The sequence below is a fragment of the Enterobacter cloacae complex sp. P47BA genome, from assembly GCF_014930485.1.
GTDB lineage: Bacteria > Pseudomonadota > Gammaproteobacteria > Enterobacterales > Enterobacteriaceae > Enterobacter > Enterobacter bugandensis.
Genome location: NZ_JADBRF010000003.1, coordinates 25,619 through 40,998, shown reverse-complemented (window position 1 = coordinate 40,998; position 15,380 = coordinate 25,619). Strand labels below are relative to the sequence as shown.

The window sequence follows — 15,380 nt, the reverse complement described above, 5'->3', positions numbered from 1 at the left end:
CTTTTGGCGTCGGTTTTTTTACTTCAGTCAGTTATCCGTGAGGGCATTCTGGTAGCGATGCAGCATAAACACCAGCCGCCCTACCGGCTCGGTCACCTGTGGCGGCGCTTGCCAGTGCTTGAGTTTTTCCTGATAAATATCCAGTTCTTCAAGCAGTTGGGTAAAGTAACGACGGCGTTTGTCGTCACTGCTGGCGGAAAGCACATGGTCGGCGGTACGACGCAGCTGACGGTGGAAGGCCGAGAGATCGTCGTTGATCGGCACCGGCGCGTTGCGCAGACGCTGGTGCGCGATAATCATGGTTAACGCCAGGCGGAACTTCGCTATGTCGCCCGGGAACTTGTTCAGCAGTAAAAACAGCTGCTGGTAGAGCGCGGGCAGGTGGTTCTCTTTACGACGCGCGGTATTGGTAGTCATCGACGACACGGCAGCCGATACAAACTGGTTCAGCAATACGCGCCCCGTCCGCGCCTGCGAGTTATCCCGGACCAGCAGAATCACCATCATCGCCAGGAAGCAGCCCACCAGCTGACCCAGCGCGCTGTCGAGGAACTGGCTGAAGTGGAAGGTCATCGGGTTATCCAGCACGATGATGTTAATCGTACTCGCCAGCGCCCCCAGCGATCCCAGGCGGCGCTTTTGCACTTCAATGCCGATAAAGAACGCCATCACCGCCAGGCTAATACAGAGCAGCAGCATGCTCTGCTGCGTCGACGGGATGATGACCAGGAAATAGAGCGCGCCTATCGGCAGCGCGGCGATGGTGCCGTAAAGGAAATCAATGGCGACCATGCGCGGGTTAGGCAGACGCATCGCCAGTGCGGTCACGACGGCAATCATCACCATCGCGCCGCTGCCGGACGTCCAGCCCGTCCACAGCCAGAACAGCGTGCCGAGCATACAGGCAAGCGTGGTACGCCAGAAGTTGACCATCGCGTGATGGCGCTCGGCAGACTCCGCTTTGATCACCACTTCGCCCTGGAGCACCTCTTCTTCCGCCGCGCTGATTTTGGTGTTACCGATCACGCCGCGCTTAAGCAGCAGATAGCGCGTTGCGGCCCCAACCCAGGTGTAGATCGTCACCGGCGTCTCGCGCTCCCCGGTCCAGGCAATCACCCGGCGCATGCGCTTAAGCTGCTTATGCACGTCCTGTACGGTCTCTACCGGCTCGGCAAACAGCTCACGGAACGTGTCGGTGACCGATTCCGGGCGGGTGTTCTGGATAAGATAGGTTTCGCACGCCTGGGTAATCAGCGTTAAGGAGACGGTATTCAGGGCTTTAAGGCGACGATTCGCCCGCGCCCAGCGAGACGACTCCATATTGAGGTTGCTGCGCATCCCTTCCAGCGCCTGCGTACGACGAACCAGCCCGCTCCAGGCTTTATCCACCTCTTCGCTGTCGCCGTGTTTAATGCACAGCTGCATCAGCTGGTACTGGGCAACGATCAGCGCGTCCAGCTCGCGATCCACCTCTTGCTTGATCGAGCGCGGGGAGAAAAGCAGGTCAGCCACGATCGCGCAGACAATACCAATCACAATCTCGCTGCAGCGCTCCACGGCAAACTGCGGCGCGAGCAGCGGTTCGCTTTGGATGGTGATGACAATGATCAGCGCGGTATAGCCCGCCAGCCCCCAGGCGTATGAGTTCTCCACTTTTACCAGAGACGAGACCCAGGTGCAGAAGCCCGCCCAGATGCAGCACACCATTAGCATCAGCAGCGGCGTGCGGATCATCAGAATAATAATGGTCAGCGCCGCGAAACAGCCGATAAACGTCCCGATGATACGTAGCATCCCGCGATAGCGGATCGCACCAGAGTAGGGTTCTCCACCCGCGGCGAAGGCAGGGCCCGCCGCGACAATCGCGGCGGTCAGCACCGCCCAGCGAGGGGTTTCAAGCTGGAAGTGGAAGCCAACGAACAGCGCCAGCACGATGGCGCACGCCAGCTTCACGGCGAAGCGAATGTGCTGACTGGCGATGGAAAAGATACCCATGGCGATTAACCAAACTCGCGCAGGCGATGGGCAATTTTACGGAAGAGGGAGTCCTGGCTGGCATCCCGATCTTTTTCTCCGGTGATCACCACCGTCGCCGTGGTACCCGCTGGCCACAGGTTGCCCTGCTGCTCATCCAGATGAATACGTACCGGCACGCGCTGCGCCAGACGCACCCACTCCAGGTTAGAATCTACCGTCGCCATCCCTTTGGCATCGTTAGAGCTGCTGGAGTTGGTTACCCCTGCGGCAACGCTATCGACGGTACCTTTAAAGACGCGGTTGCTGCCAAGCGGCGTGACTTCTGCGCGATAACCCGGACGAACGCCCTCCAGCTTGGTCTCTTCCATATAGGCGAGCACGTAGAAGGAGTTCTGTTTAACCAGCGCCACGGCGGTTGAGCCACGGGTGATAAACTCCCCGGCATAGACGTTCAGGTTGGTCACCCAGCCATCGGCCGGCGCGCGGATCACGGTACGCTCCAGGTCGAGCTTCGCCAGATCGCGCGTTGCCTGCGCTTTCGCTAACTGGTGCAGCACGGTTTGCAGCACGTTGTTGGACTGGTCAATCTCTTCGCGGGACATGGCCTGAACGCCCAGCTGGTTACGACGGCCTGCCTCTCGGCGTTTCTCTGCGGCCAGCGCCTGGTAATAGGCCACGTCTGCTTCTGCTTCCTCCAGCGCCTTCTGGTAACGAGGCTGGTCGATGGTGAACAGGACCTGATCTTTCTTCACCAGTTGGTTATCGTGAACGTTAACCGCCGTGATAAGGCCGGCCACGTCGGGGGCAATTGCCACCACATCGGCGCTAAAGCGCGCGTCACGCGTCCACGGTGATTCGGTGTAATAAACCCAGGCGCGAAAAATAGCGATGAACGCGAGGATAACCAGCGCCATGGTAATGGCGGTGCGGGAGATTTTTCTTGTTAGCGTTTTCACATCAACCTCAGACAAACATGCGCGATATCAGGTAAAACAGGCAGCAATACAGCGCGGTATTGAACAATGCAGGGTGCCAGACGAAATCGTAGATCCCAGTCGGGACCAGCACCTTGCGCACCAGCCAGAAGATCGCCAGTGATAAAAGAAGCTCGAAAAATATCGGTGGGAACGACAGACCGAACACCACGATAACGGGAAACAGACTCATGTTGACCTTGATAAGAGAGAGTGCAGGCTTCAGAATTTTTTAGCGCACGCCATCGCAGGAGAGCTAGAAACGCAGGGCGAGAATGGCGCAGCCGTTATGTAATTAATAATATATTAACGTAACTGTTATGCTGTTATCTATCATATGTGATCTAAATCACTTTTAAGCCAGAGTGAACAATGGAACGTTTAAAACGCATGTCCGTCTTCGCCAAAGTGGTTGAACTCGGCTCATTTACCGCCGCTGCGCGCCAGCTTCAGATGAGCGTCTCATCCATCAGCCAGACGGTGTCCAAACTGGAAGATGAGCTTCAGGTTAAGCTGCTCAACCGCAGCACCCGCAGCATCGGGTTGACGGAAGCCGGTAAAATTTACTATCAGGGCTGTCGCCGCATGCTGCATGAAGTGCAGGATGTTCACGAACAACTCTATGCCTTTAACAACACGCCCATCGGCACGCTGCGTATAGGGTGTTCTTCAACTATGGCACAAAATGTTCTCGCTGCCATGACGGCGGACATGCTGAAAGAGTACCCTGGGCTTACCGTCAATCTGGTGACGGGCATCCCTGCCCCAGACCTGATCGCCGATGGTTTAGACGTGGTGATCCGCGTTGGCGCGTTGCAGGACTCCAGCCTGTTCTCGCGTCGCCTCGGGAGCATGCCGATGGTGGTCTGTGCCTCGAAGAGCTATCTGGCGCAGTACGGTGTGCCGGAGAAACCTGCCGATCTCGCTAACCACTCCTGGCTGGAGTACAGCGTCCGCCCCGATAATGAATTTGAACTGATTGCTCCGGAAGGGATCTCCACCAGGCTGCTCCCGGAAGGCCGGTTCGTCACCAACGATCCGATGACCATTTCGCGCTGGCTGGTGGCCGGCGCCGGGATCGCCTACGTGCCGCTGATGTGGGTGATCAATGAGATCAACAGCGGCGTGCTGGAGATCCTCTTCCCGCGCTATCAGTCCGATCCACGCCCGGTCTACGCTCTGTATACCGAGAAGGACAAGCTGCCCCTCAAAGTACAGGTGTGTATTAACTATCTGACCGACTATTTTGTCGACGTAGCAGAGCTGTTTCAGGGAATGCGCGGAAGAAGAAAGGAATAAGTAATTAATTTCTGAAATATCCGCGCCATTAATATTTCAGGATGAAGCCGGCCTTCATCCAGGAATATTCTTTAGCTTCTATCAGGAATAGCGAATTGACACTGCCGCCGCCTGCCCTTTACCTTATAAACAGTCTGGCATTCAGACTGTTATTATTTTGTTGCTGATTTGAATAATAAAATGTATTTCGCAGGATGACGTTAAACAAGGAAACGAAATGAATCTATTTGAACAAACACCGCCGTCACGCAGGCGCTACGGACTCGCCGCGTTCATTGGCTTAATTGCAGGAATTGTCTCCGCGTTTGTCAAATGGGGAGCCGAGGTACCACTCCCGCCACGCAGTCCCACCGATTTATTTACCGGCGCATGCGGCCCTGAGCAATTAATAAGAGCCGCAGGCCAAATAGATTGCTCCCGCAATTTTTTAAATCCACCCTATGTTTTTTTACGCGACTGGCTGGGCGTAGTTGATCCTAACGCAGCAGTTTATACCTTTGCCGGACATATATTTAACTGGGTCGGCGTAACGCATATTATTTTCTCAATCGTCTTCGCGGTTGGGTATTGTGTCGTTGCTGAAGTCTTCCCGAAAATTAAACTCTGGCAGGGTTTGCTGGCGGGTGCATTGGCACAGCTTTTTGTTCACATGCTCTCCTTCCCGCTGATGGGGCTGACGCCACCGCTGTTTGATCTGCCCTGGTATGAACACGTGTCAGAGATCGTGGGTCATCTGGTCTGGTTCTGGTCGATCGAAATCATTCGACGTGACTTGCGTAACCGCATTACTCACGAGCCGGATCCGGAGATCCCGCTGGGTAACTTACGTTAAAAAAATGGCGCTACATCTGTAGCGCCATTTTTTATGTTTGCTCAGGTCAGGCCGTGCCGCCCACCGTCAGATTATCCACTTTCAGCGTTGGCTGACCCACGCCAACCGGCAGGCTCTGGCCTTCTTTACCGCAAACACCCACGCCGTTATCCAGCTTCAGATCGTTACCGACCATGGAAATCTGCTGCATCGCTTCAATGCCGGAGCCAATCAGCGTCGCGCCCTTCACCGCTTTGGTCACTTTGCCCTTCTCAATCAGGTACGCTTCTGAAGTCGAGAAGACAAACTTACCGGAGGTGATATCCACCTGACCGCCGCCAAAGTTTGGCGCAAAGATACCGTAATCCACGGATTCGATAATCTCCTGCGGCGTGGATTTGCCCGGCAGCATATAGGTGTTGGTCATGCGTGGCATCGGCAGGTGCGCGTAAGATTCACGGCGGCCGTTACCCGTTGGCGCTACGCCCATCAGGCGCGCGTTGAGTTTGTCCTGCATGTAGCCTTTCAGCACGCCGTTTTCGATCAGCACATTGTACTGGCCTGGCGTACCTTCATCGTCGATAGAAATCGAGCCGCGGCGGTCAAGCATGGTGCCATCATCCACTACGGTGCAAAGCTCAGAGGAGACGAGCTGTCCGATCTGGCCGCTGAACACGGACGTCCCACGACGGTTAAAATCGCCTTCCAGACCGTGGCCCACCGCTTCGTGCAGCAGCACGCCCGGCCAGCCTGCGCCCAGCACCACCGGGAACGTCCCGGCCGGCGCCGCAACAGCATTAAGATTCACCAGCGCCATGCGCACGGCTTCTTTAGCCCACGCGTCAGCGCGCGCTTCGCCGTCAACATCACCCAGGAACCAGTCATAGCCGAAACGACCGCCGCCGCCGCTTGAGCCGCGCTCGCGTTTGCCGTTGTCATCGACCTGCACGCTGATGGAGAGACGCACCAGCGGACGCACATCGGCCGCCAGAGTACCGTCCGTTGCCGCCACCAGAATCAGTTCATACACACCGCTCAGGCTGGCGGAGACTTCCTGAACACGTTTGTCGGCCGCGCGGGCCACTTTGTCCACGCGGCGCAGGATGTCCAGCTTCTCTTCGCGGCTCATGCTCTGCAGCGGGTCAATGCTGGTATAAAGCGCGGAGTGCTGCACTTCACCCAGGGTTTTCACGCGACCGTCGCCGGCATCGCGCACAATGGTACGCGCGGCCTGAGCGCTCTGCTCAAGCGCGGCCAGGCTAATCTGGTCGGCATAGGCAAAACCGGTTTTTTCGCCGCTGATGGCGCGCACGCCGACGCCCTGGTCAATGTTATATGAGCCATCTTTGATGATGCTGTCTTCTAAAACCCAGGATTCGTGATAGCTCGACTGGAAATAGAGATCGCCGTAGTCGAGACGGCGTTCGGTCAGTTGACCAAGAATGGAGAACAGGTCCTGATGGCTCAGGCCGTTCGCTGCGAGCAAATGTTCACTTACCAGGTTCAGACTCATCGTATTGCTACTCGTTCGTTGCCGCCCGTGGCGGTATAAAGATCGTATTTATTGAGAGTGAGGCAATTACCAGCCCACGTCAAATCATTGCTGTGCATCTTTGCGCGGCTGGCGCAGCACCTCGTTAATCTGCGGTTTATCCACCGGACCGGTAATGCGGTAGCGCAGGATGGAGACCTTGCTCCACAGCGGCCCCAGCACTTTACTGGCGGCAAACACCGCCGCACCGACAATCGGGTTAACCACAAAGGCCGCCGCCACGCCCACGCTGGCGGAAATTTCCGGCGCCACCACGGCTTCCATATCCAGCTCGCGACGCACGAGGTTGACCGAGCCTTTCATGGCGATGTCCGCTTCCAGCCCATCCACCAGCGTGTCGTCCGTGTGCAGAACGCCGTCCTTGATCCACGCCGTACTGCGGATGGAATCGTAATAGAAACCTTCGCTGAAGGTGTCGCTGAAATCGAAGCGCAGCTTGCGAAGCAGCGCATCAAAACTCAGCAGGCGCAGGATCTGCCCGGCACGCCCCGTGCTCACGTCGGCGATTTCACCTTTGCCAAAGTGTGTTTTCAGAATACCGTTCAGTGACGCTTCGTCCGGTGTCCACGGCGCGGCACGCCAGTGAAGATCGTAATTAACGTTAAACGAGGAGCCGCGCAGCGGCGTGCTGATGCCAAAGAAGTTGGCTGCCGCATCCAGCTTGTTGCCTTTAATGTCACCCTTCAGAGACGTGCGCTGCTCGCCCGGGTTATTCACCCACTCTCCACCCGCCGTCATGCGGCCAAAGCCGGTGTCGATCAATCCGCCGGAGAGCTTGAGCGTATTCCCCTGGATGGCAAAATCACCGTCGATACGGCCATATTTTTGCCCCCACAGCCAGCACTCCGCGCAGCGCAGCTGCAGATCGGGCCAGCCGCTAAAATCGACGCGGGTAGTATTACTCAGCGGCGATGTATTCGCCGGTTTATCTTTACTCGCAGCAGCCGGGTTGTAGTAGAGATAGCGGATCGCTGCCTGCCACGGCGCGTTATTGCGCATGGTCAGCGTGCCGTTGATCTCCCGGCCCTGCGCCTCCACTTTTGAGCCGTTAGCGGTTGGCTGGGAGACAATGCTCAGATTGTTCCACTGCTGTCCGCCCAGCATCAGCGACGGCGTGCGTACGGTAATGGTCTGCGGGAACTGGGCGGCCTCATCAACGTTTTGCCCAACGCCTTTCTGGAACAGCGCCAGCCACTCCGCGCCGTCCATCGGCGGGAGATTCAGCTCAACGCCCGCATGCTCAGGCAACGGCGGCGTGGTTTTGCTGTCCGTCGTCCAGATGGCTTTGTCGAGGGTAAGCTTGCGGTTAAGCAGCCAGCGGCTGTTAAAGTGGTTTGTTCCGCCCGCGCTTCCGGTCAGCGCGAAGCTGTCCAGATTGCCATCCACGTTAAGCTTCACCGGCAGCGGCTGTCCGGCCTGTTTATCCAGCGGCGCAGGCAGCTGGCTTTGAAGATTCTTCAGGTCACCCGTAATGTCGACCTTATAGTGTGCACCCGCGTGATAAGGCAGGTCGATTGCCACTTTGCCCTGCCAGGCGACCGCGCCCGCTACTGACGCCTCAATCGGCTTCGGCAGGACGTCCATACGCGACGGCTGCCAGTTGCCGTCCAGATTAACGGCCACCTGATAAGCCTTTTGCCCCTCGGCTGTTGAGAAGTCGATATTCACCGGCTGATTAAACCAGCTGGCGGTCAGCGGTTCGCTTTTCAAATTACCGTTCACAAAGCTGAACTGTCCGCTGAGGTCTTTCAGGGTGCTATCAAGCGGTTTAATGTACAGGCTGTTGTTCTTCAGACGGACGTCACCTTTGGCGGTGGTCATTTCACCGTCCAGTGGGATATCCAGATGTAAGCGAGCATTCACATCGCCATCGAGCTGGAGCTGCTGAAGGGTCGCCGCCAGCGACTCTTTGAGTGGCGTCTCCTCAAAGTACGGCCCCACCGCTTTCCCCGGGCCGTTGATGTCGGCATCAATCAGCAGCTTCTCTTTTGAGTAGTCCGGGATGTTGGCCGTCAGGTTGCTGGCCGTTACGCCTCCCAGCGCAACGCTGTCCGCCTTCATCCATAATCCGTCGTTGAGGAAGTTAAGCTCGATATCCAGGTTTTTCAGCGCGGGCCAGCCCGGCTGGAACGCGAAGGTGGCGTCGTGCAGCGGCACCAGCACCTGGAACTGCCCCTCATTATGTTTGTACGGGAAAAGATGCGGGTTACCGCCGTAGACCAGCGTGGCGTTTTCCGCCTGACCGCCCTGAATTGCGCCGCTCAGATAGTCGACCAGCGCTTTACCCATCAGATTTTCCGGGAAATAGCGCCAGGCCTGAGAACCGTCATCGGTACTGATCCCGGCCAGAATGCCCAGCCACGGTTCGTCACCCTGCGGCTGTAAATAGCGGAAGTCACCCCGCGCGTGTACCGCTTTGGCTTTGACGTCGATATGGCAACCATCAAGCTGGAAGCCCTTATCGTTACGGAGCCAGTTAAGCACCGCGCTGCCCTGCTCAATTTCCAGCGGCGCGCGGAAGACCGTCTCGTAAGGCATTTTAGCGTTGTGTATATCGGCCGTGAGCCTGCCGTTCTCCACGCTGCCTTCCAGCTTGCCGCTGAAATGCTCCGCGCCCGGCAGCATCTTCCACTGCTTCCAGGCAAGATCTTTCCATGTTGCCTGGAAACGGGTTTTTTCCGTCGCCTGAAGCGGGATATCCAGCGCCAGAGAATCAATTTTTCCGCTCGGCTGCGTTGCCAGCCAGATCTCGCCCAGGTCCGGAGAGAGCTTTGCCGCCATGGAGCGCAGGCCTTCAATGGCCGCCAAATCAAGGTTACTGGCGCGGATGCGCAGCTCATCGCTGCGTTTACTCGCCGCGCCGCCCACGTCCTGCTCCGGCATCCAGGCCAGCGTCAGCGCACCGCGCGGCCACGGCTTGCCGTCCATCGTGATGCGCGTATCCGGGATGGCGAACTGCCAGCCCTCTTTTTCCTGCGTCACGTGCGCGGTGAGGTTATCAACGGAAAGCTGATGCTGCTGTCTTTCACCCTTCCAGCTCGCGCCCCCTTGCTTCAGCCAGATATCGCCGCTGGCAAATTTCCCTTTCGTCAGGGTCATCCAGCCCTCAAGGCTGAAACGGGCGGTTTCCAGCTGCATGTTTTGCTGCAGCCAGTCGCCGAGCCAGGGCTTTACATCCACATCGTCGGCCTGCAGCCAGACTTTGCCGTTGTTTAACAGGCCGTCATCGTCACGCAAGTCCATACGCACCTGCATGACGCCGTGCTGGCCGTTCAGGCTGGAAAGATTGACCTGCCCCTCGGCGCGGTGTCGATCCTTGCCGTTAAGCCAGGTCAGCTGCGGGATCGCCAGTTCGGCGCGCTGGCCAGAAAGGGTAATAAAGCTCACTTCGCTGTCGCGCAGATCGAAATGATCGAACTGGCGGAGGAAGAGATCGCTGAAGCGGTTGGCTTCCAGGCCCTGATTGTTATCACCGCCCGTCAGCGGCGTATTGGTCAGCAACTGGAGTTGATAAAAGGTGAGATCGCGAAACTGCCAGCGCAGATGCAGCAGGCTTTGCCAGACGTCCAGCGCCAGGGTTACGCGTTTGATTTTGAGATGACCGCCATCTTTCAGGCTGGCGTTGATGTCACGGACATCCAGCGTCGGGCCAAAATTCTGCCAGCTGGCGCTAACCAGGCTTACGTCGACCGGCACGCCGGTGGTGGATTCGATTTTCGCCAGCAGCTGCGGACGCCAGCTGTCCAGATGCGGTAAAACGAGGCGTAGCCCGCTCACGAGCAACGCGACAATCACGACCAGCGTTGCCCCTGTAAGCACTAAAATCCCCGGCAATCGCCTCACGCATCTCTCCTTGTCAGCTTTCGTCACGCAGCGTACTGCGTTTTACATCATTACGACGTCAAACTGCTCCTGGTTATAGAGCGGTTCAATTTGTACTTTTACCTGTTTGCCGACAAAGATTTCCACTTCCGCCAGCGCGTGCGACTCTTCGCCTTTCAGGGCTTCAGCCACCGCAGGGGAAGCATAGACCAGAAAACGGTCTGAGTCGTAGGCATGATGGACACGGACAATTTCACGCATGATCTCGTAGCAGACGGTCTCAACCGTCTTTACCGTTCCGCGTCCATGGCAGGTTGGACACTCATTACACAGGACATGTTCCACGCTTTCGCGGGTCCGTTTCCGGGTCATTTCCACCAGGCCGAGCTGCGAGAAGCCATTGATGCTGGTCTTCACGCGATCTTTACTCAGCGCCTGTTCCAGCGAGTGCAGCACGCGACGACGATGGTCTTCATTACTCATATCGATAAAGTCGATGATGATAATGCCGCCGAGGTTGCGCAGACGAAGCTGACGCGCAATCGCCTGCGTGGCTTCGATGTTGGTGTTGAAGATGGTGTCGTCCAGATTGCGATGACCGACAAACGCGCCGGTGTTGATATCGACGGTGGTCATCGCTTCGGTCTGATCGATGATCAGATAGCCGCCGGACTTCAGTTCGACCTTGCGTTCTAGCGCTCGCTGGATCTCGTTTTCGACATCATAGAGATCGAAGATCGGCTGACGCCCGGTGTAATGCTCCAGCAGGCCCGGCATTTCCGGGATGTACTCAGCGGTAAACTCCAGCAGCGCTTCATACGTCAGGCGAGAGTCCACGCGAATGCGGTCGAGTTGGGCATCGGCAAAGTCACGCAGCACGCGCTGCGCAAGCGCCAGCTCACCGTACAGCTGGTAGCGAGTCTGGTTGCGTTTTTTACGCTCCATCACTTTGGTCCAGACGCGCTTCAGGTAAGCCGCATCCGACGCCAGGTCTTCTTCGCTGATCCCTTCTGCAGCGGTACGGATAATAAACCCGCCCTGTTCATCGCAGTAGGCGCTGACCACTTTCTTCAGCCGCTCGCGCTCGCTTTCGCTCTCAATACGCTGCGAAACGCCCACGTGCGACGCGCCGGGCATAAACACCAGATAGCGGGAAGGTAAGGTAATGTCGGTGGTCAGACGGGCACCTTTGGTGCCAAGGGGATCTTTCACCACCTGCACCATTAAGTCCTGGCCCTGACGCACCAGCTCGGAAATGTCGCGCACGGCAAACTGCTTTTGCTCTTCGCCCGCGACGCACTCGGTGTGCGGCATGATGTCGGAGGCATGTAAAAATGCCGCCTTATCCAGTCCAATATCTACAAAAGCCGCCTGCATACCCGGCAGTACACGACTGACACGACCTTTGTAGATATTGCCTACTATTCCGCGCCGCGCTTCACGCTCAATATGAATTTCCTGAAGAATGCCACCGTCAATATAGGCCACACGGGTTTCCGATGGCGTTACGTTTACCAACAATTCAGCCGTCATAATTATCCCTTCCCTCACGCAGTGAGTTAAAATTGCTCAGCAACTCATACGTTTCCACCAGCGGTAAGCCGACTACGGCGTGATAGCTGCCATTAATCTTCCTGACAAAACAGCCACCCAACCCTTGAATACCGTATGCACCTGCTTTATCCATCGGTTCACCGCTGGCAATATAAGCGGCGATCTCGTCGTCGGTAATCACTCTGAACGTGACATCCGTAACCACCAGGCAATCCAGCACGTGCTGGCTGTCCGCCAGCGCGACGGCCGTCATCACCTGGTGCGTTTGCCCGGACATCTTGCGCAGCATGCGCGCCGCATGGCCGGCGTCATGCGGTTTCTCGAGGACTTCACCGTTAAGGATAACGATGGTATCTGCTCCCAGCACGGGCAGATCGCGCGGCACACAGGCCACGCCCGCCTGCGCTTTCTCGCGTGCCAGGCGAGACACGTACTGCTGAGCACTTTCGCCCTCAGCACGTTTTTCTTCAATGCCGGTCACGATGCGTTCAAAAGAGACCCCTAACTGCGTCAGGAGTTCCTGACGGCGCGGGGAGCCGGAAGCAAGATACAGAGACGTCATAGAAACCTTTTATTGCACAGCAAACTGCTGGCGAACCTTACGCATCAGCAGGAATAGCCACGGCCAGAGCACACCGTTTACTACACTACTCCAGAACACTTCCGGTCGGAAAGAGACGTTGATCACTAAAAACTCTGCCCAGAAAACAACGATATCCGCAGCAAGCGACAACAGCATCACGACCAGGGCCTGTTGCCAGAGCGCGAGGTTACGGAAGAGCTGGAATTTCAGTGCGACGAGGTACGCAATAATGCTCATGGACAGGGCGCGCACGCCCAGCGTAGAGCCACTAATGAGATCCAGTATGGCACCCATCACAAAACCCGTGCCGACATTTACGCGATGCGGCAGGGCAAGGATCCAGTAAAGTAAAATGAGCAAGACCCAGTTTGGCCGGAAAACGAGAATGTTATCCGGCCAGGGCATAATCTGCAGCAACAGTGCAATGAGAAACGAGAGCCAGATGACCCAGCGTCCCTGGCTACGATAGCTTGCCACTACTGCCCTCCCGAAGAGAGTTTAGGCGGTGGCGGCGCATCAGGCTGCGGCTGCGTTAACCCGGTTGCCGGCGCAGGCACGGGCGCAGGCGGCCCCATAGAGTCCGCTGGCGGAAGAACCTGCGGCATCATCTGCATCAGGCGTTCGTTCGCCACGCGATGCACCTCTTCAGGCGTCATCGGGTTAGCACCGTTACGATCGGCACCCCAGAGCAGCAGCAGGTAGCGCAGACGCTGTAAACCGGCGGTTGGACGGGCCTGAATCACGGTGTATGCACGCTGCGTATCCAGCTTAACCGAAGAGACCACCGCAACCGGGTAACCTTCAGGGAAGCGTCCACCGAGACCGGACGTCACCAGCACGTCGCCGACACGGATGTCCGTGTTAGCAGGCAGATGTTCCAGCTGCAGATCGTCCGTGCAGCCGTTACCGGCCGCAATCACGCGGATATCGTTACGCAGGACCTGGATCGGCAGTGCGTGGGTGGCGTCGCAAATCAGCAGCACGCGGCTGGTCAGTTTGGCGACGGCAACAACCTGGCCTACTACGCCCTTATCACTGATGACGGGCTGACCTTCATACACCCCGTTCACGCTCCCTTTGTCGATCACAACCTGATCGCTGTAAGGGTCGTTCACGGTGGAGATCACCTGGGTAACCATCTTCTGCTCGTCCTGACGCAGCGGCGAGCCGAGCAGTTCACGCAGACGCGCGTTTTCCTGCTTGTATTGCCCCAGCATCAGCAGTTCGCTGTTTTTCAGCAGCAATTCCTGGCGTAATGCCCGGTTTTCAAGTTCGAGCTGGTCTCGTGAAGACAGCGTTTGAGAAACGGAGTCGAGCAGTTCACGGGGACCATTTGATATAAAGTAGAAAGGACTGACGGCGGTATCCATGTACGTTCGGATCTGGCTGAACGTACCGAGGCGGCTATCGGCAATAATGACGCCAAGCGCAACCAGAACCGCCAGAATGAGGCGAAACTGTAGCGATGGGCCACGGCTAAAAATTGGCTTCATAGGCTATGCGTATTCTCGTGTCAGAGAGAAAGGGTAGCGATTCGCTACCCTTTCACCATGACTACTCTTCGCTGAACAAGTCGCCGCCGTGCATGTCGATCATTTCCAGCGCCTTGCCACCACCGCGGGCGACGCAAGTCAGTGGATCTTCTGCAACTACGACAGGAATACCTGTCTCTTCCATCAACAGGCGGTCGAGGTTACGCAGCAGCGCACCACCACCGGTCAGAACCATACCGCGCTCGGAGATGTCAGACGCCAGCTCTGGTGGGCACTGTTCCAGCGCAACCATTACCGCGCTCACGATGCCCGTCAGTGGTTCCTGCAGTGCTTCCAGAATTTCGTTGGAGTTCAGGGTAAAGCCGCGTGGAACACCTTCCGCCAGGTTACGGCCACGCACTTCGATCTCACGCACTTCATCGCCCGGATACGCAGAACCGATTTCGTGTTTGATACGCTCTGCGGTGGCTTCACCGATCAGAGAGCCGTAGTTACGGCGCACGTAATTGATGATGGCTTCATCGAAGCGGTCACCACCGATACGTACGGAGGAGGAGTACACCACGCCGTTCAGTGAGATAACGGCCACTTCAGTGGTACCACCACCGATATCCACCACCATAGAACCGGTGGCTTCAGAAACTGGCAGACCTGCACCGATTGCCGCAGCCATTGGCTCTTCAATCAGGAACACTTCACGTGCGCCTGCACCCTGGGCAGATTCACGGATTGCGCGACGTTCTACCTGGGTTGCGCCAACCGGCACACACACCAGAACACGCGGGCTTGGGCGCATGAAGCTGTTGCTGTGAACCTGCTTGATGAAGTGCTGAAGCATTTTTTCAGTCACGAAGAAATCAGCGATAACGCCGTCTTTCATTGGGCGAATAGCGGCGATGTTGCCAGGGGTACGACCCAGCATCTGCTTCGCGTCATGACCCACTGCGGCCACGCTTTTCGGCGAGCCTGCACGATCCTGACGAATGGCCACAACAGAAGGCTCATTCAATACGATGCCTTGTCCTTTTACATAAATAAGGGTATTCGCGGTACCCAGGTCAATGGACAGGTCATTGGAAAACATGCCACGAAATTTTTTCAACATACTAAGGGATAATCCTGAAAGCTGGGGCGGAAAACAAAATCCGCTTACTTTACCAACCACACGCAGCAGCGACAAGGCGCAAAAATCATCTGCAACGGTGAAAATTTGTGCAGTACGTTTCCTGTTGTTACAAATTCATCCCCTGACTCCCTCAGGGCTGAGTAAACAGTCGTGTTCCTCACTGATATTTGTAACTCATTAAAGGTCGTT

General features: G+C 56.8%; 12 protein-coding genes. 2 read left to right on the top strand and 10 right to left on the bottom strand.

All coding sequences use genetic code 11. The features are described 5' to 3' along the window. Positions 1 to 27: 27 nt before the first annotated feature. From aaeB to aaeX, 3 genes are read right to left on the bottom strand one after another with little or no spacing between them, the layout of a single operon-like run. Positions 28 to 1,995, bottom strand: coding sequence for a p-hydroxybenzoic acid efflux pump subunit AaeB (gene aaeB / locus IM299_RS04940; RefSeq protein ID WP_047367037.1), 1,968 nt, complete (start codon positions 1,993 to 1,995; stop codon positions 28 to 30). 5 nt (positions 1,996 to 2,000) lie between these two features. Beyond that, positions 2,001 to 2,933, bottom strand: a complete 933-nt coding sequence (gene aaeA / locus IM299_RS04935; RefSeq protein ID WP_028014599.1) for a p-hydroxybenzoic acid efflux pump subunit AaeA — start codon at positions 2,931 to 2,933, stop codon at positions 2,001 to 2,003. A gap of 7 nt (positions 2,934 to 2,940) precedes the next feature. Then, complete coding sequence (gene aaeX, locus IM299_RS04930; RefSeq protein WP_003860416.1) at positions 2,941 to 3,144, bottom strand: p-hydroxybenzoic acid efflux pump operon protein AaeX; 204 nt, start codon at positions 3,142 to 3,144, stop codon at positions 2,941 to 2,943. A 179-nt stretch (positions 3,145 to 3,323) separates the two neighbouring features. Between aaeX and aaeR the strand changes: the two genes are divergently transcribed. Beyond that, the gene (gene aaeR, locus IM299_RS04925) at positions 3,324 to 4,250 is read left to right on the top strand and encodes an HTH-type transcriptional activator AaeR (protein WP_028014600.1); all 927 of its coding nucleotides are present in this window, start codon (positions 3,324 to 3,326) and stop codon (positions 4,248 to 4,250) included. A 217-nt stretch (positions 4,251 to 4,467) separates the two neighbouring features. Further along, positions 4,468 to 5,082, top strand: a complete 615-nt coding sequence (locus IM299_RS04920) for a YagU family protein (protein ID WP_032644925.1) — start codon at positions 4,468 to 4,470, stop codon at positions 5,080 to 5,082. 46 nt (positions 5,083 to 5,128) lie between these two features. On the opposite strand, the gene tldD is transcribed toward IM299_RS04920, so the two are convergent. From tldD to mreB, 7 genes are all read right to left on the bottom strand, one after another. Further along, positions 5,129 to 6,574: a metalloprotease TldD gene (gene tldD, locus IM299_RS04915; protein WP_028014602.1), complete on the bottom strand. Its 1,446-nt coding sequence runs from the start codon at positions 6,572 to 6,574 to the stop codon at positions 5,129 to 5,131. Positions 6,575 to 6,658: 84 nt separating this feature from the next. Then, a complete protein-coding gene (gene yhdP / locus IM299_RS04910; RefSeq protein WP_193357113.1) occupies positions 6,659 to 10,456 on the bottom strand; it encodes an AsmA2 domain-containing protein YhdP in 3,798 nt (1,265 codons plus the stop codon). A gap of 42 nt (positions 10,457 to 10,498) precedes the next feature. Next, positions 10,499 to 11,968: a ribonuclease G gene (rng, locus tag IM299_RS04905; protein WP_008502847.1), complete on the bottom strand. Its 1,470-nt coding sequence runs from the start codon at positions 11,966 to 11,968 to the stop codon at positions 10,499 to 10,501. Beyond that, positions 11,958 to 12,551 carry a nucleoside triphosphate pyrophosphatase gene (locus IM299_RS04900; RefSeq protein ID WP_041907832.1) on the bottom strand — a complete coding sequence of 198 codons (594 nt, stop codon included), beginning with the start codon at positions 12,549 to 12,551 and terminating at the stop codon, positions 11,958 to 11,960. Before IM299_RS04900 ends, rng begins: the two co-directional genes overlap by 11 nt. Positions 12,552 to 12,560: 9 nt before the next feature. Beyond that, positions 12,561 to 13,049 carry a rod shape-determining protein MreD gene (mreD, locus tag IM299_RS04895; protein WP_008502849.1) on the bottom strand — a complete coding sequence of 163 codons (489 nt, stop codon included), beginning with the start codon at positions 13,047 to 13,049 and terminating at the stop codon, positions 12,561 to 12,563. Further along, positions 13,049 to 14,065 carry a rod shape-determining protein MreC gene (gene mreC, locus IM299_RS04890; RefSeq protein ID WP_028014605.1) on the bottom strand — a complete coding sequence of 339 codons (1,017 nt, stop codon included), beginning with the start codon at positions 14,063 to 14,065 and terminating at the stop codon, positions 13,049 to 13,051. The genes mreD and mreC overlap by 1 nt, the downstream gene beginning before the upstream one ends. Before the next feature lie 61 nt (positions 14,066 to 14,126). Continuing rightward, on the bottom strand, positions 14,127 to 15,170 hold the full coding sequence (gene mreB / locus IM299_RS04885) for a rod shape-determining protein MreB (RefSeq protein WP_000913396.1): 1,044 nt from the start codon (positions 15,168 to 15,170) through the stop codon (positions 14,127 to 14,129). Positions 15,171 to 15,380: the final 210 nt, after the last annotated feature.